This window comes from Streptomyces sp. NPDC002403 (assembly GCF_053593015.1).
The window spans coordinates 37,516-62,895 of sequence record NZ_JBSFBQ010000033.1 but is presented as its reverse complement, the minus strand read 5'-3'; the positions used below and the strand labels follow the sequence as shown (position 1 = coordinate 62,895).

Here is a 25,380-nt window from a genome sequence, read left to right as displayed (position 1 = left end):
CATCCTCGGCGATGCTCCGCGAACACGTCGCCCAATTTTTGCTGCTCCTGGGCCCGACCGCGTTCCGGCAAAGGTCAGCCGGCCTTGGCGGGCTCTCCGGCTCGTGCCCGTCCGTGCGAGGACTGCGACCGGCGGTTCGTCACCGACGTACAGCAGGCCCGGCCGGACGAGCACCGGCATGAGGAGCAGGGCAGGCCGTGCCCGAGCAGAAGGCCGGCGGAACCTGGCTCTTTCGCAGGGGAGCCCGTCGGACTCCTCTGCGCCGTGCCCAACCGCACGCCGTGCTCGTCTTCGCCGAGCCGGTCAGCCGTCCACTGCGCACTCAAGCTGCCGTCGTTCTTCCGAATGGCGACCAGTACGAGGTGCTCTCTGTGATCACACCAAGACGCTAACGCGACAGCGCCAACCAGGAGCTCAGGATTGAAAGCATCAACTTGAAGCAACTGCATGGCCCTCAGGGGCCGGCCCCGGCCGGGGAAGGCCGCACACCGCCGTCACGCGGACACCTCAAGCGCCTGCGGCTGCTCCGACGCTCCCGACAGCCCGTGGTGTGACATAGGTCACCTTGCCACAGTGGAGGCGTCATGTGTTTATCTGCAGCTGTCCAACATTTGGAGGTTTGCATGGAGGGTTTGAGAGAGCCGCGCCGTGCCGCGACCCTGTCCGCCCAGGCCGCTGATCAACTACGGGAGCAGATCGCCTCCGGCCGCTGGCCGGTCGGTAGTCGCGTACCTTCCGAACACGAGTTGGTCGCGATTCTCGGAATCAGTCGCAACACCGTGCGAGAGGCCTTGCGTGCTTTGGTGCATCTGGGCCTGCTGGAAGCCCGTGCCGGAGACGGCACCTATGTCCGGGTCGCCAGCGAGTTGGAGGCAGTGCTGGTGCGCAGGGCGGCAACGGCACACCTGTCCGATGTCTTCGAGCTGCGCGCGGTATTGGAGGAGCATGCTGCGGGGCTGGCCGCGCAACGTCGGACGAGCGCAGACGTGAAGCGATTGCGGGAGCTGCTGCACAAGGCGCAGGAGACCAACTGTGCCGGTGAGATGACCGCGTTGGCTGACGTCGATGGCTCATTCCACCTGGCGGTGGTGGAAGCCGGCGGGAACGGATTGCTTGCCGAGGTCTACAAGCATTTGGGGAGCGCGCTGGCCGCAGCGGTCGCCGGGCTGACCTGGGACAGGGATATCGCCGCCGAACACGACCACTGGCACACCACCCTCGTAGAGGCCATTGCGGCGGGAGATGCGGTGACTGCCCGCTCCGCCACCTCCACGCTCGTGCGGATCAGCCGTCGCGCCGCGCTGGGGCAAGAGGGGGTGCATGAGCGTGACTGTTCCGAAAGGCGCTGACGCTCCCGGGGTCGAATCCGACGGTCACGAGGACGGAGCGCCTCGCGTGGGGTTGCTCCTGGTTGGGATCTTGCTTGTTGCGGCGAATCTGCGGGCGCCGCTGACAGGTGTCGGCTCGGTGCTGCCGATGATCGAACACGACACCGGCTTGTCCAGCACCGCGGCAGGACTGCTCAACGCTTTGCCACTGCTGGCTTTCGCGGCCACGTCACCCCTGGTGGGCAGGAGTGCGCAGCGCCACGGAACCGAGCGTGTCTTGTGGATCGCTCTGCTGGTGCTGACGGTCGGCATTGTGCTGCGCTCGCTACCAGGCATGGTGACCTTGTTCGCCGGCACCGTGGTCATGGCAGCAGCGATCGCCTACGGCAACGTGCTGCTGCCCTCGCTGGTCAAGAGCACTGTTCCCGAACGGCGGATCGCCGCAGTCACCGGGCTCTACGTCACGGTCATGGGGTTGATAGCCGCGGTCTCCTCCGGGGTGTCCGTGCCCCTGGCCGACCATCTTCCCGGAGGATGGCATACCGCGTTGGGCTGCTGGGCGGTGCTGGCGCTGCTCGGGGTCCTGGCCTGGGCACCGCGACTGGCCCGTCGCCGACCCGTAACATCCACCGCCCCCGTAGCGGGGCAGGCGCACACCCTGTGGCGTTACCCACTGGCCTGGCAGGTCAGTGCGTTCATGGGACTGCAGTCCCTCGGTTTTTACACCACGATCGCGTGGTTGCCCAGCATCGTGCACGACCACGGCGCCTCCGAAGGCGCCGCCGGCTGGCAGCTGTTCCTGCTCCAGGTGACCGGTCTGGTCTCCAGCAGTACCGTGCCGATACTCGCCCGACAACTCACTGACCAACGGCTGCTGGCCGTCAGCGGTTCATTGATGTGCGCCACCGGATACCTGGGGCTGCTCCTGGCCCCCGAGATGGCGACCGTGTGGAGTGTGCTGATCGGCCTTGGCGGCGGCGCCTGCCTGGTGTTGGCACTGACGTTCCAAGGCCAGCGCGCGGCCGACGCGTCCCAGGCCGCCGCGCTGTCCGGCATGGCCCAAAGCGTCGGCTACCTCCTGGCCGCCGTTGGGCCCCTGCTGTTCGGCTCAGCCCACGACCTCGCCGGTGGGTGGACTGTCCCGCTCGGCCTTCTTGTCGCGCTGACCATCGTTCAGGGCCTCTTCGGCCTTGGTGCTGGTCGCGCCGTCCGCCTCCCGTAATCAACGACCGCCCAGCTGACACCGGAAAGGATTCGATCCGCATGAACGGAACGACCTGCTTCAGTTACTTGGACACTCCCATGGCAGCACCGCTGTCCATCACCGAACTCATGCCCGGCGCCTATAACGTCATGGAGTACACCGCCGTTGCCGACGGCGAACAGGTGCTGATCCTGACGGAGAACTCGGTGGACCCTGTGGTGGTGCAGGCACTGGCGGCAGCAGCCGCCTATCGCAACGCCGAGGTGCACGTTCTGGCCGTTCCCCCGTTCAGCGCGGGTGGCTGGGACTCCGAGCGGCCATCACCAATGCTGTCGGCCATCCACGCCGAGGCTGATGTGGTGCTCTCCTGCACATGGTGGGGTGAGGTGCACAGCGACCGCTTGTTCTTCGACGAGGTTGCCAAGCGCAAGGCCCGGTTCCTCTCACTGCACCAGACCGCGACCGCATCGGCTCTGGCCACCGGTGCCCGCTTCCCGCTGGAGCTGTATTTCGCCTTGGAAGCCAAGGCGACCGCACAACTCGCCGCAGCCAGCGAGATCCGGGTAACCACCGCTGCAGGCACCGACGTGACCTTCCGTGACTTCGCCACCAGTGGCCATCACGCTCCTCTCATCGCTGGAATGTGGCGGCCCTTCCCTTACGGTGGCGTCAACTTCTACCCCAACCGCACCGACGGGCTGCTGGTCGTCGAGGAGTCCACGGTCACTGGCACACCGGCCGAGCCCACCACGATCGAACTCACCAACAACGTGGTAACAGCGATCGAGGGCGCGACTGCCGCCACCGAGCTGCGTCACTATTCATCAAGGGGCTACTACCTGCGGCACGCCCTGATCGGACTCAACCCGAAAGTGCGCTCAAGCGGTGGCACCCAGTTCGAACGGGAGAAGCACGCCGGTGCGTTCTACCTTGGCCTGGACGCCCTGACCGAGGAGGGGGAGCCTGACCGTAGCGGGCCAGGACACGCCCACTGCGACTGCCAGTTCGACAGGCCGACCATCACCATTGACGGCACACCCTTTATTGAAGACGGTCGCCTCCGCCTTCTCGAAGATCCCGAAATCCGCGAACTAGCCGCATGGTTCGGTCCCGCCGATGTGCTCCTCGATTCCAATCCCCGAATGGTGCTACCTGCCAGATACACACGGCATTAACTAACCCCCTGCGGTAGCCCCAAGACATTGTGTATGGCTACCGAGGCTTCTTCGACCCGGATTTGATGGGGCCGCTGCCGGACGTAATTGTTCCTGATGCCTCGGTTGAGGACTGGCAGGCGGTTTTGGACCTCGTCAGCGTGAGCGGCTGGACGTTTCAGTACTCCGAAGGCGAGACGGTGCTGCCAGTGCCCCGGGCGGAGGCAGTTCTGTCTCGCCCGGCTGACGCTGAGTGCCCGGAGCTGAGGGTCTGGCCGGCTGCCGATGTGCTGGCGATTTTCCGGTTCCGGGCAGTGCAGGAGATCGACTTCGATGTTGATCTGCGGGAGCTCCAGGGTCAGAAGCGACTGGATGTGTTCTGCGGCTTCTTGCGGGTGGTCGGGCGGCGGCCTTTCAAGCCGGTGCTGATGGATGCCGAGGGCGGCGACCACAGTCATCCGGTGCTCGGGTTCGATGTCGAGGCCGAGCAGGTGGTGCTGTTGGCGGAGCCTCTGGTCACGTGACCGCCGCGGCTGGCCTTGGTTCGTAGAAAGTGCCGTCGCGGCGCGTCGCGAAGAGAACGTCGGCCCGGCGTCTGGCGAGGCAGAGGACGGCTTGGGCGTGGTGTTGCCCTGGGCGATTTTCTTATCGTAGTAGGTCCTGGATGCAGGGTCGGCCAGGGCGGCAAAAGCGGACAGGAAGAAGGCCCTTTTGAGTGCTTGTTGCCCCGGCGGGACGGTTTCACGCCACGGATCGAGGACCCCGAGCTGCGGGTCGCCGGGGCGAGGCCGGCGTAGGCAGCGAGGTGGGCGGCGGAGGGGAAGCTACTGCCGTCGCCGACATCGATGAGGATGCGGGCTCCGGTCCTGACCTCGATGCCAGGCATCGAAGTCAGGACCTGGGAAAGAGGGTTGGTCTCCAGGAGTTCCTCTCATCCCCGCTGGCAGAGCATTTCGCCAAGGATGCTCGCGCCACTCCGGCCGTCCTCGAACGTTCCACCTCAGCCCCCGGCCGGGCAAGAAGCAGCGACCTGGGACTTCCTTGTCACTCCCATGATCGTCTCGCAGGCGATAGCGTGCGCCCATGACTTGGCGGGGACCGACATATCGGATGGTGGATGGAGAGAGGATCGATGGGGCCTGGTGCCACGTCTGGCGGCGGTTTCGACCAGACAGTGAGTACTACCTCGACGACTTGGTCGTTTTCGCGGACGGAGCGATCATCTGCGGAGAACGTACGGACCTGGCCGGCCTCGTGAAGATGCTGGCAAGAGGCCGATTGGCGGTGACCAACCCCGAGGCTCCACCGCTTCCCGACGAACCATCTATGTGGGCCTCTCGTCGTGGCGAACCGCTGACACCAGAGGGATTTCTTCTGGAAGTCGCTGACCGCATCGAAGCACTCAATGAGCGATCAACTGCCGCGCAACGTTGCTGGGAGGCGATCCGACACTTTCAGCAGGAGCCGGCCGAGTCCAACCGAGCACTCCTCCGAGCGGCATATCTGGCGGTTCCGCCGCATCTTCGGATCTATGTCCTCGGGGATATGGACCGCCAGGACCGTCCCTTGCGGATCCTGCTCACGAACATTGGTGAGGCCGTCGACGGCGATGGCCCGGTAGTGACGGCGGAGATGCATCAGGATGTCCTGGACTACTTCAGCCGCGGAGATCAGGGAGTCCAGAGCGAGCAGGAGCAGCGAGCCATCCAGCATGCCGACGATCCTTCAGAACCATGCCGACCAGCTCTTATATCGCGTGAAACCGTCTACCCACAAGGGTGGCCTGAGCAGCCGGGTCTGTTCACGCTCCGCAACGAATTCCCTGCGCAGATCGTGCTCGCCGGCGAGTCCTATGCGTCCGTACTGCATGGGTACTGGGCGCTGTCGGCCGCCGAGGCTTCTGACAGAAGCAGAATCCGCGATGCGGCCTCCGGTAGAGAGGCGCATGACCTGGGTGGCCGGGCAACGCACCGGAGTGACTGGCCCAACGTTCGCCTCGCGGTCATGGCCGAGCTCCTTCGCGCGAAGTTCAGTCAGCATCCCGAACTCGCCCAGGTCCTCGTGTCCACCGGGGACGCAAGGATCAGCTACACCGGCTTCTCGGACTCACCCTTCTGGAGAGATGTCTCCGACGGCCGAGGGCGGAACTGGATGGGGCGATTGCTCGAGCTGACCCGCTCCGAGCTCGTTGCCCAGCAGTTGCTCCGGGCCAAGGACCCCAGTGTGCTGAACTAGGAAGAGCTGCTGAGCGGCGGGAGTGCTCGACTACGCGCACTTCGTGAGCAGACGTGCCGGACTACACCCGCTTCCTACAGCCGCGACTGGCTGAGTCGGGAGTTCTCGCTTCCGTGTCCGGGTTGGCTCTCAGTGAGCGTTTGATTTGCGGTTGTCTGTTTCGTTTGTGGTCAGGTGTCGCGCCAGTTGGGGGTGTTTTGGTGGGTGAGTCGTTGTGTCATGAGGCTGATGGCAGCGATTTGGATCACGCTGCTGGTCTGTGTGGGTGGGTTTCGTAGTCGCGGGCCAGGCGGCGGTGGTGCATGAGCCAGCCGAGGGTTCTTTCGACAATCCAGGGGCGGGGTTGGACGGTGAAACCGCGGGTGTGGGGGTTGCGTTGGACGATCTCGAGGTCGATGCCACGGGTGGCCGCGTGTTCGATGGCTTTGTTCTTGTAGCCGCTGTCGGCCCAGGCTTTGGTGATGGTGAGGTGGCGGGCGGCGGCCCGGACCGCGACGGGACTGGCTCCGATGCGTTGGAGCCGGTCCGCGTCGATGAGTCCCGAGGCTGCCAGGGCGGCGTCGCCGGCTGCCTGACTGAAGTGGCTGCTGTCGTCGTCGAGGGTGGTTTCCACCGCGCTGCGGAGCAACCGATGGCTCAGGAGCCGCAGGCGCGTCCCGTCGCCTTGTGATGCGATCAGCGAGCGGTAGCCAGTGAAGAGTTGCAATCGGCCTCCGCCCGCAGCCCGTCGATTCGACGCCGAGCGGCGGGTTCGTGTTGCTCCAGCAGTCCAACAACCGACGGCATCCGCGACCTCCCGGGGAACGACGACCCGACAGGCCACCACTCCCACGGACCCACCACTCCTATCCCCGGCCAGCGGAAGCGCGTCCATCACGTCCGGAAGGACAACAGCTTCTCACTGAGACTGGACACTGGCGGTTTCGTCTGTGGTCCTGCCGTCGTCGCCCGTCTCCGGTCCTGGCCGCGACGGGGTTCGGTGCCCGCGTGCAGCCCCTCTGCCCTCCGTCCGCGTGGACCGGACTCACGTGCCCGGTAGCTCCGGGAGCGGCACCGGCCCGCCAGGTGGGAGACCGTCAGGTTTCGGCCGAAACCCGCGGCAGCGCTTGTCCATCAGGGAGTCGGCAGAGAACAGTTGCACTCGACCGGCCGGTGACTGCGTCCCACTCCTTGGCGCGGGCGGCAGCCTGGAGAAAGCCCCGGTAGCCGGGTGACGTCCCTCGACCGCGTCGGGCCGGTGACACAGGAGGACATTGCTGCCACCCTGAGCGTATGAGTACGGGGAAGGCCCAGCTTCTGAGTACGGACGTTGCTCCACGGCTCCAGGACGGCGACGCCACCTCCCTGGCCCAACCGCCCACGCCCGTAACCCCCGTGGTCTGGTCTCACCGATCGTAGTTTCTCAGGGAGGCACGATGACCGGCCGAGTGATCTACGCGTCGTTCGAGTTCCAGTTCCCGCTGGGCGGCATTCGCGTGCTGAACCAACAGGTCTCGCTGCTGCGGGCCGTCGGCGTCGAGGCGTTCCGCTGGACGCCCACGCCGGGATTCCGCTACACGTGGTTCGACGACGACGTGCCGACGCTGTCCGGCATGACCCTGGACCTCGGGCCCGAGGACGTGCTCGTGCTGCACGAGGTCAGCGTGGTCCCGGACCACGACCCGGCACCCGGCGGCCACAAGGTCATCTACTCGCAGGGGCACTACGTCAACTTCCTGACCTGCCCCGACCCCGGCCCGTATCCGGGCTGGTCGGTCCGGCCGGCTCTGTGGACGATCTCGAAGGCGGGCGTCGACATGTTCCGCCGCGCCCTGCCTGAGTTCGAACCGCACCTGGTGCCGAACGTCATCGACACCGAGCTGTTCCGACCGGCATCGACCGAGCGGGTTCGGCGCATCGCGTGGATGTCCCGCAAGCGCCCGATCGAAAGCACGCTGCTCCGCCGTCTGTTCCACGCCGACCCGCGGTCCAAGGGCGTCGAACTGTACGACATCCACGCGGTTCCCCACGAGGAGGTCGCTCGCGTCCTGTCCGACACGTCGGTGTTCATCGCGTTGGGAGCGCCCGAGGGCGAAGGCTTCGGATTGCCGCCGGCCGAGGCGATGGCCAGCGGCTGCCTGGTGACCGGTTACGCTGGTGGCGGCGGAGCGGAACTGTTCGAATCGCCGTCTGCGTGGCGGATTCCGGAGCTCGAAACGGATCAGTTGGCGGACAAGGCCCTTGAGCTGCTCGACCTGCCCGACCAGGACGAGGTGCGGCAGGCGGGCCGTCAGTGGGTTGCCGACCGGTACACCACTCAGGCCGCCGTCGAGGCACAGATCGAGGGCATCCGCAAAGCGCGTGCCCTCCCCGGTGGTGCGGCGCTGGCCACCCATCCGGCCGCCTGGATGGAGGAATTGGTGAGGCGCTTCCCGGTGCCGCCGGAGACGTACGCCCGGGTGGAACCACCGGCCGCTTCCTAACGCTCCGGAGAGACACTACTTGACCGTTCCGACGGGGCCATCCGATAGTGGTCCAACGGTCTACGCACATGTTCGGACGCCACCCGAGAAGCCTTGGTGGCGTGTATGTCGTCGTCGACAGGGATGCGGTGATGCAGGCGCCGGAACCGTCCGCTCGTCCGAGCCGTCTGCCGTCGTTGACCGGTATGCGGTTCATCGCGGCGTTCGCCGTGCTGGTTTCCCATCTGGCCGGCCAGATTGTCGGATCGATACACCCCGGTCTGCCGTACCTGATCACGACCCTCGGACCGGTCGGGGTGGCCTTCTTCTTTGTACTCAGCGGCTTCATCCTCACCTGGGTCGCCGACTCGAACGACACCGCCGGACTGTTCTGGCGCCGACGCCTGGTGAAGATCTTTCCGAATCACCTGGTGACCTTCGCGGCCACCGTGGCGCTGATGGCCGCCGCGGGCGTGCCGATCATGGCGATCAACACGATTCCGCCGCTGCTGCTGATCGAGCCCTGGATTCCCAACTTGGACGCCCTCGGCGGGCTGACCGGAATCAACGTGCCGAGTTGGACCCTCGGTTGCGAGTTGGTCTTCTATCTCGCGTTCCCCTGGCTCATCCGCCTCATCGGGCGCATCCGGCCATCGAGGTTGTGGTCGTGGGCGGCGGGCGTCGCCCTCGCGATCATCGCCGTCCCGTTCGCCGCCCAGGCGCTACCGACGCGGCCGGCCACCTCATGGGACCCGGCGATCGCCGAGTTGCAGTCCTGGTTCGCCTACAGCCTGCCCTTCACCAGGATTCTCGAATTCGTCCTCGGCATCCTGATGGCGCGCATCGTGATCTCGGGGAGGTGGATCCGCCTGGGCATGACGCCGGCGTTCCTCCTCACGATCGCCTGCGTGGTGGTCCAGTCCCACCTGCCCGGCGTGTTCCGACTCTGCGCCGGACCGACCGCGTCCGCACTCGCCCTGCTGATCGCGGCGGGCGCCGCCGCCGACGTACGCACCGCGCGCACGCCCTTCAGCGGTCGGACCATGGTGTGGCTCGGCGAGATCTCGTTCGCCCTGTACCTCGTGCACTACCTCGTCATCCAGTACGGCCCGATCGACGGCGTGCACGCCACGGGCGAAGCGGTGACCGCCGCCCCGTCGACGAGGCTGGTGCACATCCTGCTCACCGCCGCAATCAGCCTCGTCCTCGCGGCGGCCCTCTACACGCTGGTCGAACGCCCGGCGGTCCGATGCTTCAGTCGGCCGCGCGGCCGTCGCGCCGGACCCATCTCGGTCCACGAGGAGAGCCCGCCCCGTCCGCGTCGGCGCGATGCGCGCGCCCTCCGCCATCCTGGAGCCGTCACCCATGACGAAACCCCGCCTTGACCCGGCGTCCGAAGTCCCCGAATTCCCGGTCACCCGGCCGGATTCCTGCCCCTTCGACCCCGACGCGACCTACGCCCGGCTGCGCGCCCACTCGCCCGTGTCCCCGGTGCGCTGCCCGGCCGGGATGGACGCATGGCTGGTCAGCCGCTACGAGGATATCCGGAGCGTGCTCACGGATCCCCGGCTGAGCTCCCGCGGCGCGGGATCGATGCACATGCTGCCCTCCTACGACGGGCGCGACCCGTCCCCGGGCTCGATGATCCAGCTGGACGGCGAAGAGCACGCACGGCTGCGACGGCTCCTGATCGGCGAGTTCACCATGCGACGGATGGAGGCGCTGCGACCGTCCGTCCAGCGGATCACCGACCGGCACATCGACGCGATGCTCGGCGGGTCGAGCGCCGACCTGGTACGGGACTTCGCGCTGCCGATCCCGTCGCTGGTGATCTGCGAGCTGCTCGGCGTGCCCTACGACGACCACGGGGCCTTCCAGCGCGACAGCGAGGTGCTGATCGGCTTCGACGCCGACGAGGCCACCCGCGACGCGGCCACCCGGCGGCTGGAGGGCTACCTCGGCGAACTGATCACCCGACGCCTGGTCGAGCCGCAGGACGACCTGCTGAGCCGGCTGATCGTCCGCGGCAAGGCGACCGACCGGCCGCCGACCGTACCGGAGCTGGCCACGCTCGGCGTACTGCTCCTGGTCGCCGGGCACGAGTCGACCGCCAACATGATCGCGCTCAGCGCCCTCGTGCTGATGGCGGACCAGGAACGGACGACCGCGCTACGCGCCGCCCCGGACACCATCGGCACCGCCGTGGAGGAACTGCTGCGCTACCTGTCCGTGATCCAGTTCGGGCTGCTGCGGTACGCCACCGAAGACGTCACCGTCGGCGCTACCGCGGTGGCGGCGGGAGGCTGGCTGGTCGCCGCGATCCCGTCCGGCAACCGGGATGAGGCCGTGTTCACGGCCCCCGACACCATCGACCTGAGCCGACCGCCCCGCACGCACCTGGCGTTCGGTTTCGGTCCGCACCAGTGCATCGGCCAGCAATTGGCCCGGATCGAGCTGCAGGTCGCGCTGACCACCCTGCTGCGCCGCGTGCCGGGGCTACGGCTGGCCGAGCCGTTGGCGGAGTCCGCCTTCAAGCACAACGACATCGTGTTCGGCCTGCGGAGCCTGCCGGTCGTCTGGTGACGTCCGGGGCTCCGAGGGCCTTGCGGCGCCCGCCGGCGGCCACGGCCACCGGGGGCCTCGTCCTCCCGGGTTCCCCTCTGGCCGGATCCAGCCACCCCGCCCTCCGGCCGCGTGGACCGGCACTCCTGCATCGCGGTCAACTCCGGGAGCTCCGCCCTGTGGCCGACCCTCCTCGCCTTGGGCATCGGCCCCGGCGACGAGATGATCGTGCCCTCCGTCACCTTCGCCGCCACGGCCGCCGCCGTCCGTCTCACCCGAGCCACCCCGGTCTTCGCCGGCATCACCCCGGACACCTTCTGCCTGGACCCCGACGCCGTACGGGCCGCGATCACCCCGCGCACCGCGGCAGTGATCCCCGTCCACCCCTTCGGACATCCCGCCGCGACCGCCGCGACCGTCGAACGGTTCGCCGACGGTGACCTGATGGCGATTCCACCCGGTCGAGCACGATGACGCCGGGCCGACCGGGCCCGGCGTACAGCACAGCCTGCAACTGGGCACCTCGGCCTGGTCAGGATTCGGATTCACCGGCTGACCCGCCGCTGCCAGTCGACCGGCCCGACATGGTGAGCTCTTCCTCGCGCAACCCCCACGACGGACTGCCGCTCGGCCCAGTCAGCACCTCCAAAGTGAACGGCGCGTAGTCGTTGAGGCTGGCGCGCGCCGTGAACCCGGCCGACCCCAGGATCGCGGTGATCGCCGCAAGCATCGCCTCCAGGACCACCCGTTGATGCTCGAACGCCGGATCGTCCAGCAGATTGAGCTTGACCGCACGCAGCACACAGCTCTCCAGCCGCGGGCTGGACCTCCAGGCCACCGACACCCCGCCGGCGTCGTCGTCGAACGGGTCGACGGTGACCTCGACGCCTTGTGACAGCTTCGGATTCAGCCCCGGCGCCACGACCGGCAAGCCGGCAGCCACCAGTTCGTCCCGTGCCCGGGCCGCGATGCGCTCGCGCTCGGCCAGAACCTCAGCACCCACCTTCTCCAGCATCCCGGCACCCTAGCCGAGGGCTGACAGCACCGATCAGGAAGACCCCCTGCCTTCGGACTACTCACACCCGTCAAAACGGAGTGCCGAAAGACCCCGCCCGGCAGCTGGAAGCCGCCGCTGCAGTCGTACCGGTGCACGTACAGCCGGGCCTGGATCCGCGTGAAGGCCACCTACCAGCTCACCGCCAACCCTGCCGAGGTCGCAGCCTTGTCCGAGATGCTCGACACCTGCACCGTCTGATCCCGCCGGCCGGCATACCAGGCAGGGAGCGTCATTCGTAACGAGGGGTATTCCCCGTCAGTGCTGCCCGGCATTGTGCCAGGCTCGTGGTCGCCGGCGTGGCGAGCGTCAGTCGTCTCCTCAGAGGTCACCCACTGCTCCTGGTCGTGCTGCCCGCCGTGGTCGTCCCGTCTTCCGCTATGCCTGCGGGCGCCCCCGGCCGATGGTGACCGCTTTGAGCCTGGCGCCGCAACGAGCGGCCTCGATCGCGGGGTTCGACGGTCCCGGTCATTCCCGGACGTCGCCGGGGCCATGTCCCCACGAAAGTGCAGGAATCGCATTGGATGCCGGTGCCTGCCAGGTCGAGGGCGGTATCGGCGTCAACTTCGGCGACGAGGTCGGGCACCACGGGCTGGAATACCAACGCCTCCTTCGTTCCCCACCCGGTCGAGAAGTGCCGGCCCCACCAGGGATGCTCTGATCCCGCCGGTCGCAGGAGAGCATCCAGCTTGGCCGCTGCATTGCGGGACAGCGGCGTGGAGCGGGCGACCATGCGCAGACGGCCGTCCGCGTAGAGTCGGCCGAGCGAAAGGCCGTGCGGTGCGTGTGCGGTCTTCTGTCATACGGGTCCGCAGCTTCAGCCTTCTCTGCATCAACTCGAATGGCGCTGAGCGTCTGCGTGGGACGTTAGGCCGGGGTGCGCAGCCCGGCCAGGAGCCGGTCGAGCGCCTGTTCCGCGGCCTGGGGGTCGCCGCCCCGCGCGATCCAGAGCGCGGCCTCGTTCATCGCCCCGGAGAGCAGCCGGGCCAGGGGTTCCACCGGCTGATCGGCGATGATTCCGGCCGCGGTGAGCGCTGTCAGGGCGTCCGCGAGGTGCCGGGCGGAGGACTCCTCGTCCAGGGCCCGCCACTCATCCCAGCCCAGCACGGTCGGCGCGTCGACCAGCAGGATCTGCCGCACCGCCGGGTCGGTCCCCGCGGCCAGGAAGGCCCGGGAGCCGTGCCGGAGTTGCTCCCAGAGGTCCTCGTACCGCTCGGCTGTGGTTGCGACGCGTTCGCCGAGTTCCTGCTGGACCTCGGCGACGACTGCCCGGAAGAGTCCCGCCTTGCTGTCGAAGTGGTGGTAGGCGGCCCCCTTGGTGACCCCGGCAGCCCGCGCCACCTCGGCCAGCACCACGTGGTGGTACCCGTCGGCGGCGAACCGGCGCCGTCCCTCGGCCAGCAGCGCCTGCCGCGTGGCCGCCCGCTGCTCCGCCCGGTTGATCGCCATCGCGAGTACCGCCCTTTCCATTTCGCGTACCGGGGGTATGCTAACGCCACGGTTCACATACCCAGGGTATGCGAAATGGATCCGAAGGGCCTCTGCCATGACGAACAAACTCACAACCATGCCCACGACCGAACTCGGGGGCTTCTACCCGGTGCTTGCCACCCGGGACGTTGCGGCCTCCCGTGACTTCTACACCCGCCACCTCGGGTTCGAGGTGACCTTCGAGGCGGACTGGTACGTCAGTCTGCGCCGCCCCGACGCCCCGCAGTACGAGCTGGCCCTCCTGGACCACACCCACCCGACCCTCCCCGAGGACCACCAGGTCGCGCTCCGGGGCGGCTTGCTGCTGAACTTCGAGGTGGACGACGTGGATGCCGAGCACCAGCGAATCGTGGTTGAGGCCGGCTTGCCCGAGGTACTGCCACTGCGCACGGAGAAGTTCGGCCAGCGCCACTTCATCGTCGCCGCCCCGGACGGCGTGCTGATCGACGTCATCACCGTCGTCCCACCCAGCGAGGAATACGCCGCCAAGTACACCGACGCCTGATTCCCAGTGTCGACCTGATTTACCAGATGGTGCAGTCAGGGACCACGACGAACGGCGGCACCCTGGCAGAAACCGGCTCCTCGACGCTGCCGATCACGGGCGCGGCTGCCGCAGCGGTGGCCACGGGCGCGGGCATGCTCTTCATCGTGCGCCGTCGCCGGACCCAGAGAGCCCGAGCTGACGACCTAGCGGCGGTCGCTCTCACAGGCGTCGAGGCGTACGGCGGACAGGTAGTGCGTGCTCTGAGGGTTGACGTCTGCGGACAGTAGGAGTTTGCGGTCCGACGGGTCGAGGACCTCGGTCAGTTCATGGATGGGGTAGCCGAAGAGGTCGAAGTCGCCGAGGGCGACCGGAACGTCGGCGGCCCGGTCCGGGACGCGCTCGGTCCGCTCGACGATCAAGTGCCCCATGACCTGATCGGCACAAGCCGTGCAGGCATAGGCCGTGACCAGGATGTCGCAGTGAACGAAGAAGAAGGTCCAGTGCGCTCCGCACATCCACCCGCCGGCGCGGATGTCCGCCAGAGTTGACGCCGTCCACTGCGCCGCATGCTCGGTCATGCCGAATCGCAGGACGCCTGCGTTCGCTGGGAGGACGAGCCCGGTGCCGGGCATCAATCGAAAGGTCACTCGAATAGTGTGCCGGGACGCGTCGGTTGGGCCACCCCGCTTGCGTTCCGTTCGTCCTTCAGCCGCCTCGGATCAGGCGCATAGCCCCCGCCCGACTTCCGTCCGCCTCTCTGCCAGCGCATGCCGAGCTGATCGAGATCCGCCCGGCGTTGTTCGGGGAGTTTCGTGGCGCGTTTGCGGACGTTGTCGAGCCGGGTGCCGAGCTTGACCACCACGGGCCCGTCAGCGCTGTCCTGACGGCCTGACAGTGCGTCTTCCGTCTCCAGGGGTGTTCGATGTGATTGCGGGGGACTTGTAGGTGTCCTTCCCGGGTGTGGAACTGTCGTGTTGCCGTGAGGTTGAGGGGCGACATGGTGTCCTGCGTCCGCTTCACCGGCCGTTCGTCTTCCTCGGCTGGTGTGTTCTTGGGGGTGTTCTCCAGGATCCATTGCTGCACGGGCAGCAGTTGCTCCCACCCGTATCGCTGCGTGTTCACGCACCGTCCGAGGTCCTCGCCCTGGACGACGACGTCGCCCGCGGCCGCCGGGAGTGTGCCGCCGGCCTGGACGTGGTTGTGGATCAGTCGGTAGCAGCGCTGCCATCCGGTGTCCCATACCGGGCACCACCCCGGATCGGCCGCGTCCAGCTCGTCCTGCCGTGCCTGGGTCATCGCCCCGGCCGACGAGGGGGCGGGGAGGCCGGCCGCGCGCAGCTCCTCGTTCTCCCGCGCCCTGCGCGCCGCCGCCCTCGCGTTCTTCGCCCGCACCCCGATCGGATGCCCCTTCCACACCGCGATGGTCGGAGGGAGGAAGTGGCCGTGGGTGGCGGCGTACTCGCGGGCGGCGGCGAGCCCGGCGAGCAGATGAGCGCAGCCAACTCCTCGCGACTGTGGATCTCATTGTCTGGTGCTGGGGCTCCGGGCAGACACCCTGCTGCACGGGATTCGCGGTGGCTGACCCCGCCCAGGACGAGGTCGACTTGACCCGTTGGCCGCATGAGGTGCTTTTCCCGTGGTGGCCGTGGGAGGGAGGAAGCTTTCCGTGGGGCCGGCGGCGGCGTGATGGGTACAAGTGCAAGTACCGGTATGACGCGTCAGCGGATCGGGTGTCCGGTTGTCGTGGACCGGGCCCGGGAGGTCGTGGAGGGCTGCGAGGGTGGAGTCATGCTGCGTCAGGTCATGTACCGCCTGGCCCCCGAGGGGGTGCTGCCGCGCACTGCGTCGATGTACCGGTACCCGTCCACCTCGCTCGGCCCGCCGCGAGGACTGCTTCCCGGACCTGATCGTCACCTTGCGCGAGGTCCACGTCCCGCCGGCCGTGGGCCGGCGGGATGCGATCCGACTCCCGTTTCAGCCCGGCGAGCTGAGTCTCGCTGGGCTGATCGGTTCAGCGCAGGACCGTCGCCCAGGATTCCGGGGAGAGGTCGGCGCCGGTGAGTACCGTGGGGGTTGGTGTAGCCGACAGAGCCGCTGAGGGGGCTGTGGCGTACGCCGGGCACAGAGCGCCGATGACGTAGCGGTTGAGGGCGTCGTCGATCGGGCTCGGCTCGAAGCCGGTGCCGTCCGCGTTGATCCGTTGGTACTTCATCAGATTCCAGCCTGCGGCCACCTGGCGCCTGCCGTCTGGACTGGCCAGCGCGATGGTGCCGGCACCGAACACCGCGCCGTCGTGGCCCCAGAAGCGGCCGCAGCCGGGGATGTCGACGGCGTACAGGCCGAGGCCGTAGTCCATGCCGTTCACCGACACCGTGCGCTGCATCTCCTTGAGTGCCGCTGGGCCGATCAGCCGGCCGGTCAGCAGGGCGCGGTAGAAGTGGTTCAGGTCGCCGGTGGTGGAGACGACTGCGCCCGCCGTGTAGGCCCAGGACATGTCGTAGACGCTGTAGTCGCGGGGCGGGTCGATCAGGCCGTAGAAGTTCTCGTACATCCGGGCGTGCGGGCCCTGGATGCCGGGGCTGCTCGGGTAGGAGGTGTGGTGCAGTCCGGCGCGGTCGATGACGTGCTGGGTAATGTACGTCTCTGGGTTCTGGCCCGTGACCTTGGCGAGGAGCAGGCCGGCGATGATGTAGTTGGTGTTGGAGTAGTGGCCGGGCTGGGCCCCGGGCGTTCCGGTGGCCGGGGCCGTGAGCCCCAGACGGACCAGTTCCTGAGGGCTGACGAAGCGGAAGCGCTCCTCGTCGAGGCTGGCCGTCGAGCCGCGCGCCAGGGACGGGAAGGCGCCGGTGATGTAGTCGCCGATACCGCTGGTGTGGTTCAGTAGCATCCGGATGGTGATCTGGCGGCCGCGCTGCCCGGGTATCAGGTCCGGCAGGTAGTCGCCGATGGGGGCGTTCAGGCGGATACGGCCGCGTTCGACCTGTTGGAGCACGGCGACCGCGGCGAAGGTCTTGCTGATGCTGCCCACTCGCTGTCGCATCCCCGGCTTCACCGGGCGGCCCGTGTTCACGTCGGCGACCCCTGAGGCGCCGGTCCAGCTCTGGGCGCCGTCGCGGACGCTGGAGTAGACGCCGTACATGCCCGCCTCGTGGACGGCGAGCAGGGAGCTGCCGAGCGCTGCCGGGTCCAGGGCCTCCCCGGGCGGGGACATCGGCGCGGACGCGGCGGCCGCACTGGGTCTGGCACCGGCTGAGGCCACGGGTGCGGCAGCGGTCAGTAACAGGGTGGCGGCGATGACGGTTCCGGTCATCCGGAGGAGGCGCAAGGGGAGTCCCTTCCTTCGTGTCCGAATATATCCAGGTCATCCTGATCGATCATGTTCGTGATGGCGTCCTTCCTGGGGACGAGTTGTCGCCGGATCTCCTCCTTGTTGTCAAAGATGGCTCCGCCTCTCCGGAAGACGCGATCGGGCCGGACCCGCGGCGGTGTATCCGGGCACGGCGCCCGAAGCGGTTCGGTCGGCACACGGGTGCTGCTCGTGCAGCAAGGCGGAGGAGTCGGTTCGGCGCCGGGGCGGCTCGCCGCCGCTGCACTCGCGGACCGGCGGGGTACGAGGTCCTTGGTCCGCCACAGAGGTGCCCAGGGGCGGCACGGTCGGTGTCTCTGGTGCTGCCCTTGAGGTATCGCCCCGGGGCGGGCCCGGCGCCGGGTGCCGGGTGAGTGAATCGGGCGGTGCTCGCGGCGGTCGGGTGCGCTGTCCAGCATCCGGCTCAGGGCGCTGGCGCTCATGTAGGAGGTCGTCACTTCACGGTGGCCTTGCCCTTCTCCATCGAGATGTGGCCGGGGAAGGTGCAGAAGGACGAGTAGTTGCCGCCGGCCTCCAGCTTCGCGGTGCCGACGGCGGCAGAGGCCTTTTTCCGGGGCGCAAGTCATCTTGGTGGCGGCGGTGATCGCGGTGTTGTCTTCTGATTGCCGGTGCCGACCGGTGTTCCTGACTTGTGGTCAGGTGCGGGCTTCTTGAGCTGGGTTCGTGAAACCCAATGCCGTTTCATGGAACCGAATCGCTGAGACAGAACCTGGACATTCGCGGGATCATTTCAGGATCGACTCGGCCCTAGTGTCGTCGGTGTCAGCAGGAGACACCGCAACCGAAAGCCGCTGGAGATCATGATGCGCTCGCGTCTCGCCGCCCGTTCCGCCCGTCTCGTCCTTGCCGCCGCGGCCGTGACGGCCCTCGCGGCCACCACCACCGCCTGCGACCCCGACGACGTCGCGGACACCGGCAGCCCCGCGGCACCCTCCGCCGTCGCCACGGCCGGCAGCGGCGGGAGCGACAGCTCCTCCGGCAAGAGTTCCTCCGGCGAGAGCTCCTCCACCGGCGGCTCCAGCTCGCGCGGCTCGACCGTCAAGACCGACTCCGGCGACGGTGGGAAGAGCGGCTACGGGCAGTCCTGCGGCACCAACGACCTGGACTTCACGGTCACCTGGGAGGCTCAGCCCATCAGCTACTACCTCGTCACGGCCAGGGCCAAGTCCGGTATCACCTGCTATCTGGACGTCAACACCCCCAGTGTCTCCTTCGGCTCCGACGCCGACGGCGTCGCGTCCCCCGTCGGGCAGGGCGGCGAAGACCCCATCAAGCTCTCCGGCTCCGCCGTCGCGTACACCGGGATCAACCCCAAGACCACCGACGGCGAAGGCGGCACGGAGTTCGGGAACGTCATCATCGCCACCACCGAGGACGACCCCAACCCCGCCGAGCTCGAACTTCCCGACATGGCCACCGTGGACAAGCCCGTCGTCACCAACTGGTCCACCAAGCGCAACGAGACCATCCCCCGCATCATCTGATCAACCGGATTCCAGTGCCTGGAACACGAACTCCCGCGAAGTCTTCCTCCCCACGCGGGTGAAAGGTTCCACCAAGGCCTTGGCGGAGATCACTGTCGTGCCCACCGCCTCGGAGACCTTGCTCGTCCAACGGCAGCATCCTCGGGAACGGCCGGCAGCTGCATCCGGTCAGGGGCGAGGACACCAATGAGTTGATCCCGGGGAGTGGACACCGGGTTTCATGCAACGAGTGACAGCGTATGTGTCGTGGTCAGTTGCCGTTCGAACTCGGCTGGTGTGAGGTAGCCGAGCGCGGAATGCCGACGGCGCCGGTTGTAGTACGAAAGCCAGCGGAACAGCTCGAGCCGGGTCTGTGCCTTCGAGGTCCAGCGGCGTCCGTGGAGCAACTCGCGCTTGAGCCCTGGAAGAAGGACTCGGCGAGGGCGTTGTCGTAGCTCGAGCCGGACCGGCCCATGCTGCGGCGGATGCCGGACCGGCGGCAGTCGTCGGTGATGGCGGCCGCGCTGTACTGGGCGCCCCTGTCGGTGTGGAAAATGACGCCGCGGCCCCGGCTGCCGCGGGCGACAACGGCCATCTCGATCGCGTCGGTGACCAGCGAGGTACGCATGTGGTCCGCGATCGACCAGCCCACGGCCTTCCTCGAGCGATGCCGATCACCGTGGCGAGGTAGAGCCACGTCGCACCGACGGCTACGCAGGTGATGTCGCCGCACCACCTGGTGTTCAGGGCGTCCGCGGTGAAGTCGCGCATCACCAGGTCCGGCGCGGGCGGCGTGGTCCTGTCCGCGATCGTCGTCCGCTGCTTCTTCCGCAGGTGACGGCCGACGATGTGGTTGGTCTGCATCAGCCGGGTGACGCGCTTGCGGTTGATCCTGTGCCCTCTCGCGCAGCTCGGCAGGGACGCGTGGGGCTCCGTAGGCGCCCTGGTGCTCGGCGTGGATGGCGCGGATCTCGCTCACGGTCCGCTTCTCCTCGGCCCGGCGCCCGGCGCGGGTCTGCTCGGTGGCCAGGTGCCGGTAGTAGCCGGCCCGGGACGCACCGAGCACCCGGCAGATCCGCTTGACGCCGAAGACGGCGCGGTGGTCGGAGATGAAGGCCCAGCGGCGGGGGCTCACTTCACCTCCCGGGCGAAATAGGCGGCTGCCCGGCGCAGGATCTCGCGCTCCAGCCGCCACTCCTGCTCGGCCTTGAGCAGCCTGGCGTCCTCAGCCCGCAGCCGGGTCATTTCCTCCGCCGCGCTGACGCTGCCGTCGCGGCCTTCGGGCGTGGCCTGGGCCTCGTCCTTGCGAACTCACGTCCGTAGCGACTCCGCGGTGATACCCAGATCTGCGGCCACCGCCGCGTACGTCCGCTTCCCGGCCGCGGCGCGGTGGAGCGCGACAGCGCCCTTCCTGAACTCCTTCGGATACGGAGACTTCCGTCCCGCCTGGACATCCCTCCTTGGACCATCAAGATCCATTGTCAGGGTGTCCACTCCAAAGGGTCAGCCTCCAACTACGGCTACACGCTCACCGTCGACGGCAGGCTCGGAGAAAGTACCGATGTCGCCGTACGTGCCGTGCAGCGCTGCAGCGGTCTCAATCCCGACGGCCAGGTCGGGTCCCGGACCTGAAAGTACGCCGACACCCCCATGTCCGGCTGCGGCCACTGAGCCAGGTGCTGTTCGGTCCAGGCGCAATGGCTTGACGTGATGTGAGACTTGCAGCATGGATATGGGGCGTGAGTCGCGGTGGGAAAAGGACGCAATGACGGTGGAGATCGTTTTTGCTCTGGTGACTGCCGTCGTGCTGGCTGCGGCGGTCTTTGCCGTCGCTCTGGCTCTCGCACTGGCTTTTGGTGTCTCTGGTCCAGCGGGGAAGGGCGCGTTGGTGGGGGGTGCGCTGCTCGGAGCGGCGGCCGGAGTGTGGCGTCTGGTGCGGGTGCTGCGTCGGTTCGACGCACAGCGCCGTAAAGGTCACTGACCGCAGGCCTCCTCGTTGGGGCCGGTAACCCGCCGGCGATTGTTCCGGCGTGTGGTGCCGGAGGCACCCCCACGGCCTCAGAGTGGCGGCCGGCATGGCGACTGTGCCCTGGGCCGGCCGGTGTCCCGGAGCCGGAATCTCCTGCGGCACCTGTTGCGTCATGCCCTGCGGGTTTTTCCTGGATCCACTGCTGTATAGGCAGGAGCTGTCCCCACCGAACCGCTGCACCGTGGCCCGGCGTCCGAGGTCCCGGCCCTGGACGACGACGTCGCCCGCAGCCTTTGGGAGCGTGCCGTCGGCCCTGACGTGGTTCTGGACGAGGCGGTAGCAGCGCTGCCACCCGGTGTCCCATGCCGGGCACCACCCGGATCGATCGCGTCCAGCTCGTCCCGCCGCGCCTCGTGGGGTGGCCGGGTGTGCCCGCCCGTCGGCGGACTCGGCACTGTCCCGGTGCACCGCGACGAAAGGGGCCGCCTGGTGGGGGGAGGCTCTCGTGCTCCGGGCTGTGCCGGGGGGCTCAGTCGGTCGTGTTCGGGCGGTCGGCGGCGGTGACGAGGTCGGCGAAGGTGAGCGGTTCGGCCGGGGCAGGGGCGGGCGCCGGTGCGGCCTGCGTGGTCAGGCCGTCGAGGGCAAGGTCGAGATGGCGGTGCAGCAGAGTGCCGTCCGTGTCGAGCCGGGAGAGACCACCGGGCAGGGGGCGGGACAGCCGGATCGACAGGAGGATCAGGTCCCCTGCCCCCACCTCGGGGCGCAGCCTGCCGGATTCGTGCGCCGCGTGGATCAGGTCGTCGAGCGCCCCCGATGTGCGGGTCCGGCTTTCGACCAACTTCTGGTCGACAACGAGCCGTTCGAGCAGCACCGGGATCACCGCGCCCATCCGGAGGTCGGCTGCCGCGTGGACGAAGCGCCGCACCGCGGCGTACGCGTCACCCTCCTCCCGCGCCGCCTGGTGGGCCGCGGCCTCAAGGCGTGAGAGCAGGTCACCGGTGAGATCACGCACGAGTGCCTCGCGGTCGGCGTAGCGACGGTAGAGCGTGGCCGGCCCCACACCCGCCCGGCGCACGATCAGGTCCAGCGGGGCGTCCAGGCCCCGCTCCAGGAATCCGGCATCCTGCATCGCGCAGCCTGCGAATTCGGCCTCACCGGCCTTCTGCTGTTCTTCGTCGTCACCGGCGTTCGTCACGGCCCAACTGGCCGGCTCCGTCGCGGGAACGGCGCTCGGCCGACTCGTCTCGGGACCGGCAGTCTCCCGCGTCCCCGTCGCCTACGCGACCGTCCACGGCGACCCGGCATGGGACGCCACCGCGATCCTCACGGCGGAGACCGGAGTCCTCGTCCTGCTGACCATGATGCTCTCCGTGTTCCTGGCACACCCGGCCGGCCGCAGACTGCTTGCCTGCGCGGTGGGGCTCGCCACCGCGGTCATCATCGCGACGTTCGGTCCCCTCAGCGGCGGATCGGCCAACCCGGCACGACAGTTCGGTCCGGCGCTTCTGGCCCAGGACACCACCCACCTGTGGATCTACCTGCTTGCTCCGGTGCTCGGCGCGGTGCTGGGAGCAGCCCTCGTGGCTCTGGCCAAACCCCTGACCGCACAGCGGCCCCGGTGCTGACAGAGAGGGAAATCACCCATCGGCTACCGCGGCAGACCGGAACGCCGGCCCACGCCGGTGTCCATATCTCGCCGTCGGGGCGGCCGGGGCAGACGCATCTCGTCTGGTCCCGCCTCGGCTTCGAGCATGCTGACGGCGGGCAGGCGGGAGACGAGCGACGTCTATGCCGCGGGCGCCCCGCCGCGATATCTGCCCGGCCGTGCAACCTCCTCAGGTAACCCCGAACCGTTCATGGAGTTCTTCGGCAAAACGCGTCCGGTAGATGCCGTGGACGATGGTCCGGGGAGACTGGTAGCCCCTGTGCTTCGGGTCCGAGACATCCTCGTCCCACGGCACTACGCAGTCTGGAAGCAGTCGCGCACGGCCCAGATACATCTGTGCAGCCTCTTCCAACTGCACTTCTCCTGCGATCACCGAGCTCCATAGCCCGCAGCCCTGCCCGACCACCCACATGCACAGATCTTCGGTGCTGTCCTCGGACCAGACGTCCCCCTCCACGCTCACGCCTTCAGAGAAGTCAGCCAGCGAATCAGCCGCGGACTCGTACGCGAGCGCGAAGGCTTCAAGAATCTCCCGCGGCTGGGACTCCAACCACAGTTCAAGGGCAGACAGGCGCGGTCGTGTCGCTTCCAGGACTTCCCAGAACCAATCAGGAACATGATCCGGTCCCATTTCGGCTCCCGTGTCGATGGCTGCGGTACCCGCCCGACCGTACAACGGGGATGGAGTCCCTGGGCACTCCCAGACTTCACCGTCGGCGAATGGCGCTCTCCATCCGCGCAGGCACGGGATTACAGTCAGGCACTTACGAGCTGGTGCGTGATTGTGTTGGAGACGTGAGGGGCCTGAGCTGGGGGTTTGTGTCAGCCGGTGGTGTTGCGGTCGGAGACGAGGCCTGCGATGGCCCGGCAGGTGACGGGCAGGGTCTCCCGGCGGTGGGTCCAGCGGACCAGTTGCTTCCAGCGTTTGTGATCGGCGAGGGCGTGTTCGACGGAAATACGCTTCGAGGAGTGCCGGTGTCGGGCTCGTAGGCGGGCTTCGAGGACCTCGGGCGGGTTGATCCTGTTTCCCTTCCTGGGTGGGGTCACCGCCTGGCCGGGATGGTCGCGGCGGAGCCCGAGGCAGCCGTCGTCCAGGAGGACCTCCACGTCGGAGAAGTGCCAGAAGCAGGTACCGATGCCTTCGTTGCGTGCGGCGGTCGCGTCGTGCATCCGCCCTGGCCGCAGGGCGTCGGTCCAGAGCGTACGGCCCTGGTGGTCGGCGACGACGGTAGCCTTCATCGTGTTCTGTTTCTTCTTGCCCGAGACGAATGCACGGCGCCCGCCGCGGCCGGCCGGGGGCCGGCGGACCTGGACCTCGGTGGCGTCCAACCGCAGCTCCTGCCCCGCGCTTCCTGCCCCGCCGCGAGCTTCGTGACGACGCCCCTCGACCACGGCCCGCCACGGTCCCGCCTTGCCACAGTCGTAACGGCGATCATTGCCTGGGCCGCCCTCCAGCAACCGAACGGGCTGCCAGCCGAATCGGCCGACAGCCCAGTGCGGCCGTTGATCCTCACGCGGGACAGGTCGACGTGGGGAACCTCGGATACGACCCTGGCCCCGGCGGCTGTCTCAGTACGTGGTGAGCTGCTCGTGCTCGGGTAGATCGAGGTCGACGATCCGGCTCTGGGGGAGGACCTCGGCGAGCTCGCGTGCCTTCTGGGCGCTGCGGGCCAGGACGAGTTCCTCCGCGAGCTTGGAGCAGGCAGCGGCCAGACCGGGGCAGGGCCGCACGATCCCGCGCAACGTCCGCCGTTTGCTCCACCGGGTACCGGTGTCCCTTGTACGACGGCGGCGTATTGCCTGCGGACACCCCTCCAACATGATCAACCCGAAGATCATTGGTGGACACGGCCCTGTACGGCAGCCAACAGGGCACGGTGCACGGCGGATTCCTGGTCGAGCTCGCCGACACGGCGATCGGGACGGCCCACTCGACCCTTACGGGCACCGGTGAATCGTTCACTGCACAGATTGCGGAAATTCCGTTGCGACACCGGATGCGGAACCGCAGAATGCGCACGCAAAGTACACATGATCTTTCAAGGACGAAGAGTGACTGAGAACGACGAGCAGCGCCAAACCCTGACCAATGGGCAGGGCGTGCCGGTCCTGACCTATCTGCAGGGTGTTCGGGAGGGGCACCCGTGGGCGGACCTGGCCGAAGTGGTCGGCCCCGACCCCGTGGACACCATCGTCTCCGGTATGTCCGGATGGGCAGTCTCGGGAGCCGTGGAGCTCGGTGAGCAACTGCTGCGCCGTGGCGCACGGGTGATGCGGCATGCCCATGAGATGCGGAGGGACTTGGTCGCGTGTCCGCCACCGGCCGACTGGTCATCATGCGCCCTGGGAAACGGACTTCGGGCAGTCCCTTGTGACCTCGCTGCCGACGCGGTGTTCCCGGCATGGCGAGCCGCCTTTCCTGCCGACCATCCCGACCACCATTCCGGCAGCGACGAAGAAGCGCTCAACAAGCTCCTGGCACCCATGCTGGCGGGCTCCGTTCTCGGGCCGGTCCTTCCGTGCAGCGCCCTGGTGGTGGACGAGACGGACCGTGTTGTCGCTGGGGCGATTATCACCGACCGTGACGGACTGCCGTGGATCGCGGACGTGTTCCGCCGGCCCGAAGCCCGCTACGCGGGCCTTGGCGCCAATCTGCTGCGCCGGGTGCTCAGCGCTGCTGCGGCCGACGGGCTGGCAGACATTTCGCTTGTCGTGAGCGATGCGAATCCAGCCCGCCGCGTCTACGAAAAGCTCGGTTTTGAGCTGACTGGCACATCACTGACTGTCGTAGTGCCGTAGGTCTCGAAACCCCGTACCGCCAGTGAACCGCCCCGTGTCAGGTGGAGGCTCGATTTCATGAAAGGATCGAGTCGCCGAGGTGCGCGACGACTACCCGAACGAGACGGGCTTTGCAGGCGGTGACCGAGAAGCTCGGCATCACCGGCGCCGTCCGCGGCAG

General features: G+C 68.0%; 22 protein-coding genes and 5 pseudogenes. 16 read left to right on the top strand and 11 right to left on the bottom strand.

The window, feature by feature from the left end; genetic code table 11:
- Positions 1-623: 623 nt before the first annotated feature.
- The 4 genes from ACWCPY_RS29270 to ACWCPY_RS29255 all read left to right on the top strand — a co-directional run bounded on the left by ACWCPY_RS29270 (position 624) and on the right by ACWCPY_RS29255 (position 4,210).
- A complete protein-coding gene (locus ACWCPY_RS29270; protein ID WP_451269929.1) occupies positions 624-1,349 on the top strand; it encodes a FadR/GntR family transcriptional regulator in 726 nt (241 codons plus the stop codon).
- A 46-nt stretch (positions 1,350-1,395) separates the two neighbouring features.
- Positions 1,396-2,550, top strand: a complete 1,155-nt coding sequence (locus ACWCPY_RS29265) for a CynX/NimT family MFS transporter (protein ID WP_451269927.1) — start codon at positions 1,396-1,398, stop codon at positions 2,548-2,550.
- Between the two features lie 41 nt (positions 2,551-2,591).
- Positions 2,592-3,707: a hypothetical protein gene (locus tag ACWCPY_RS29260; RefSeq protein WP_451269925.1), complete on the top strand. Its 1,116-nt coding sequence runs from the start codon at positions 2,592-2,594 to the stop codon at positions 3,705-3,707.
- Between the two features lie 65 nt (positions 3,708-3,772).
- Positions 3,773-4,210, top strand: coding sequence for a hypothetical protein (locus ACWCPY_RS29255; RefSeq protein WP_451269980.1), 438 nt, complete (start codon positions 3,773-3,775; stop codon positions 4,208-4,210).
- Here the strand turns inward: ACWCPY_RS29255 and ACWCPY_RS29250 are convergent.
- Positions 4,203-4,602 (bottom strand): annotated as a pseudogene (locus tag ACWCPY_RS29250) (transposase); the annotation flags it as partial. The gene ACWCPY_RS29255 and the pseudogene ACWCPY_RS29250 overlap by 8 nt on opposite strands.
- A gap of 194 nt (positions 4,603-4,796) precedes the next feature.
- Between ACWCPY_RS29250 and ACWCPY_RS29245 the strand changes: the two are divergent.
- On the top strand, positions 4,797-5,921 hold the full coding sequence (locus ACWCPY_RS29245; protein WP_451269923.1) for an NADAR family protein: 1,125 nt from the start codon (positions 4,797-4,799) through the stop codon (positions 5,919-5,921).
- 170 nt (positions 5,922-6,091) lie between these two features.
- Here ACWCPY_RS29245 and ACWCPY_RS29240 read toward each other — a convergent pair.
- A pseudogene (locus ACWCPY_RS29240) lies at positions 6,092-6,402 on the bottom strand (transposase); the annotation flags it as partial.
- 934 nt (positions 6,403-7,336) lie between these two features.
- On the opposite strand from ACWCPY_RS29240, the gene ACWCPY_RS29235 reads away from it, so the two are divergent.
- The 4 genes and pseudogenes from ACWCPY_RS29235 to ACWCPY_RS29220 form a co-directional block, all read left to right on the top strand.
- Positions 7,337-8,383, top strand: coding sequence for a glycosyltransferase (locus tag ACWCPY_RS29235; RefSeq protein WP_451269921.1), 1,047 nt, complete (start codon positions 7,337-7,339; stop codon positions 8,381-8,383).
- Between the two features lie 185 nt (positions 8,384-8,568).
- Positions 8,569-9,747, top strand: a complete 1,179-nt coding sequence (locus ACWCPY_RS29230; RefSeq protein ID WP_451269919.1) for an acyltransferase family protein — start codon at positions 8,569-8,571, stop codon at positions 9,745-9,747.
- Entirely contained in the window at positions 9,728-10,945 is a 1,218-nt protein-coding gene (locus ACWCPY_RS29225) for a cytochrome P450 (protein ID WP_451269917.1), read from the top strand. The genes ACWCPY_RS29230 and ACWCPY_RS29225 overlap by 20 nt, the downstream gene beginning before the upstream one ends.
- Before the next feature lie 60 nt (positions 10,946-11,005).
- Positions 11,006-11,329: pseudogene (locus ACWCPY_RS29220) on the top strand (aminotransferase class I/II-fold pyridoxal phosphate-dependent enzyme); the annotation flags it as partial.
- Between the two features lie 127 nt (positions 11,330-11,456).
- Here the strand turns inward: ACWCPY_RS29220 and ACWCPY_RS29215 are convergent.
- Together ACWCPY_RS29215 and ACWCPY_RS29210 are read right to left on the bottom strand one after the other, a co-directional pair.
- Positions 11,457-11,939, bottom strand: a complete 483-nt coding sequence (locus ACWCPY_RS29215; RefSeq protein ID WP_451269915.1) for a hypothetical protein — start codon at positions 11,937-11,939, stop codon at positions 11,457-11,459.
- A 906-nt stretch (positions 11,940-12,845) separates the two neighbouring features.
- Entirely contained in the window at positions 12,846-13,448 is a 603-nt protein-coding gene (locus tag ACWCPY_RS29210) for a TetR/AcrR family transcriptional regulator (protein ID WP_451269913.1), read from the bottom strand.
- A 97-nt stretch (positions 13,449-13,545) separates the two neighbouring features.
- Between ACWCPY_RS29210 and ACWCPY_RS29205 the strand changes: the two genes are divergently transcribed.
- Positions 13,546-13,974 (top strand): VOC family protein, encoded by a 429-nt coding sequence (locus ACWCPY_RS29205; RefSeq protein WP_451269911.1) that lies wholly within the window; start codon positions 13,546-13,548, stop codon positions 13,972-13,974.
- A gap of 185 nt (positions 13,975-14,159) precedes the next feature.
- Here ACWCPY_RS29205 and ACWCPY_RS29200 read toward each other — a convergent pair whose 3' ends face one another.
- On the bottom strand, positions 14,160-14,534 hold the full coding sequence (locus ACWCPY_RS29200; protein ID WP_451269909.1) for a hypothetical protein: 375 nt from the start codon (positions 14,532-14,534) through the stop codon (positions 14,160-14,162).
- Positions 14,535-15,187: 653 nt separating this feature from the next.
- On the opposite strand from ACWCPY_RS29200, the gene ACWCPY_RS29195 reads away from it, so the two are divergent.
- Positions 15,188-15,448, top strand: coding sequence for a hypothetical protein (locus ACWCPY_RS29195; protein WP_451269907.1), 261 nt, complete (start codon positions 15,188-15,190; stop codon positions 15,446-15,448).
- A gap of 519 nt (positions 15,449-15,967) precedes the next feature.
- Here the strand turns inward: ACWCPY_RS29195 and ACWCPY_RS29190 are convergent.
- Positions 15,968-17,266 (bottom strand): serine hydrolase domain-containing protein, encoded by a 1,299-nt coding sequence (locus tag ACWCPY_RS29190; protein ID WP_451269905.1) that lies wholly within the window; start codon positions 17,264-17,266, stop codon positions 15,968-15,970.
- Between the two features lie 860 nt (positions 17,267-18,126).
- Between ACWCPY_RS29190 and ACWCPY_RS29185 the strand changes: the two genes are divergently transcribed.
- Complete coding sequence (locus ACWCPY_RS29185) at positions 18,127-18,807, top strand: hypothetical protein (protein WP_451269978.1); 681 nt, start codon at positions 18,127-18,129, stop codon at positions 18,805-18,807.
- 218 nt (positions 18,808-19,025) lie between these two features.
- Here the strand turns inward: ACWCPY_RS29185 and ACWCPY_RS29180 are convergent.
- Positions 19,026-20,265, bottom strand: a pseudogene (locus ACWCPY_RS29180) (IS3 family transposase).
- Here ACWCPY_RS29180 and ACWCPY_RS29175 point away from each other — a divergent pair.
- Positions 20,176-20,418 (top strand): peptidoglycan-binding domain-containing protein, encoded by a 243-nt coding sequence (locus ACWCPY_RS29175; protein WP_451269903.1) that lies wholly within the window; start codon positions 20,176-20,178, stop codon positions 20,416-20,418. The pseudogene ACWCPY_RS29180 and the gene ACWCPY_RS29175 overlap by 90 nt on opposite strands.
- Before the next feature lie 94 nt (positions 20,419-20,512).
- Positions 20,513-20,767, top strand: coding sequence for a DUF6332 family protein (locus ACWCPY_RS29170; RefSeq protein WP_326763256.1), 255 nt, complete (start codon positions 20,513-20,515; stop codon positions 20,765-20,767).
- Between the two features lie 517 nt (positions 20,768-21,284).
- Here the strand turns inward: ACWCPY_RS29170 and ACWCPY_RS29165 are convergent.
- Positions 21,285-21,950 carry a TetR/AcrR family transcriptional regulator gene (locus tag ACWCPY_RS29165; protein WP_451269901.1) on the bottom strand — a complete coding sequence of 222 codons (666 nt, stop codon included), beginning with the start codon at positions 21,948-21,950 and terminating at the stop codon, positions 21,285-21,287.
- Between ACWCPY_RS29165 and ACWCPY_RS29160 the strand changes: the two genes are divergently transcribed.
- Positions 21,832-22,380 carry an aquaporin gene (locus ACWCPY_RS29160; RefSeq protein WP_451269976.1) on the top strand — a complete coding sequence of 183 codons (549 nt, stop codon included), beginning with the start codon at positions 21,832-21,834 and terminating at the stop codon, positions 22,378-22,380. The two genes, ACWCPY_RS29165 and ACWCPY_RS29160, sit on opposite strands and share 119 nt — an antisense overlap.
- A gap of 210 nt (positions 22,381-22,590) precedes the next feature.
- Here ACWCPY_RS29160 and ACWCPY_RS29155 read toward each other — a convergent pair whose 3' ends face one another.
- The 3 genes and pseudogenes from ACWCPY_RS29155 to ACWCPY_RS29145 all read right to left on the bottom strand — a co-directional run bounded on the left by ACWCPY_RS29155 (position 22,591) and on the right by ACWCPY_RS29145 (position 24,164).
- A complete protein-coding gene (locus ACWCPY_RS29155) occupies positions 22,591-23,052 on the bottom strand; it encodes a hypothetical protein (RefSeq protein WP_451269899.1) in 462 nt (153 codons plus the stop codon).
- 191 nt (positions 23,053-23,243) lie between these two features.
- Positions 23,244-23,777 (bottom strand): annotated as a pseudogene (locus tag ACWCPY_RS29150) (transposase family protein); the annotation flags it as partial.
- Positions 23,778-23,990: 213 nt separating this feature from the next.
- Positions 23,991-24,164, bottom strand: coding sequence for a hypothetical protein (locus tag ACWCPY_RS29145; RefSeq protein ID WP_451269897.1), 174 nt, complete (start codon positions 24,162-24,164; stop codon positions 23,991-23,993).
- 309 nt (positions 24,165-24,473) lie between these two features.
- On the opposite strand from ACWCPY_RS29145, the gene ACWCPY_RS29140 reads away from it, so the two are divergent.
- Positions 24,474-25,220 (top strand): GNAT family N-acetyltransferase, encoded by a 747-nt coding sequence (locus ACWCPY_RS29140; protein WP_451269895.1) that lies wholly within the window; start codon positions 24,474-24,476, stop codon positions 25,218-25,220.
- Positions 25,221-25,380: the final 160 nt, after the last annotated feature.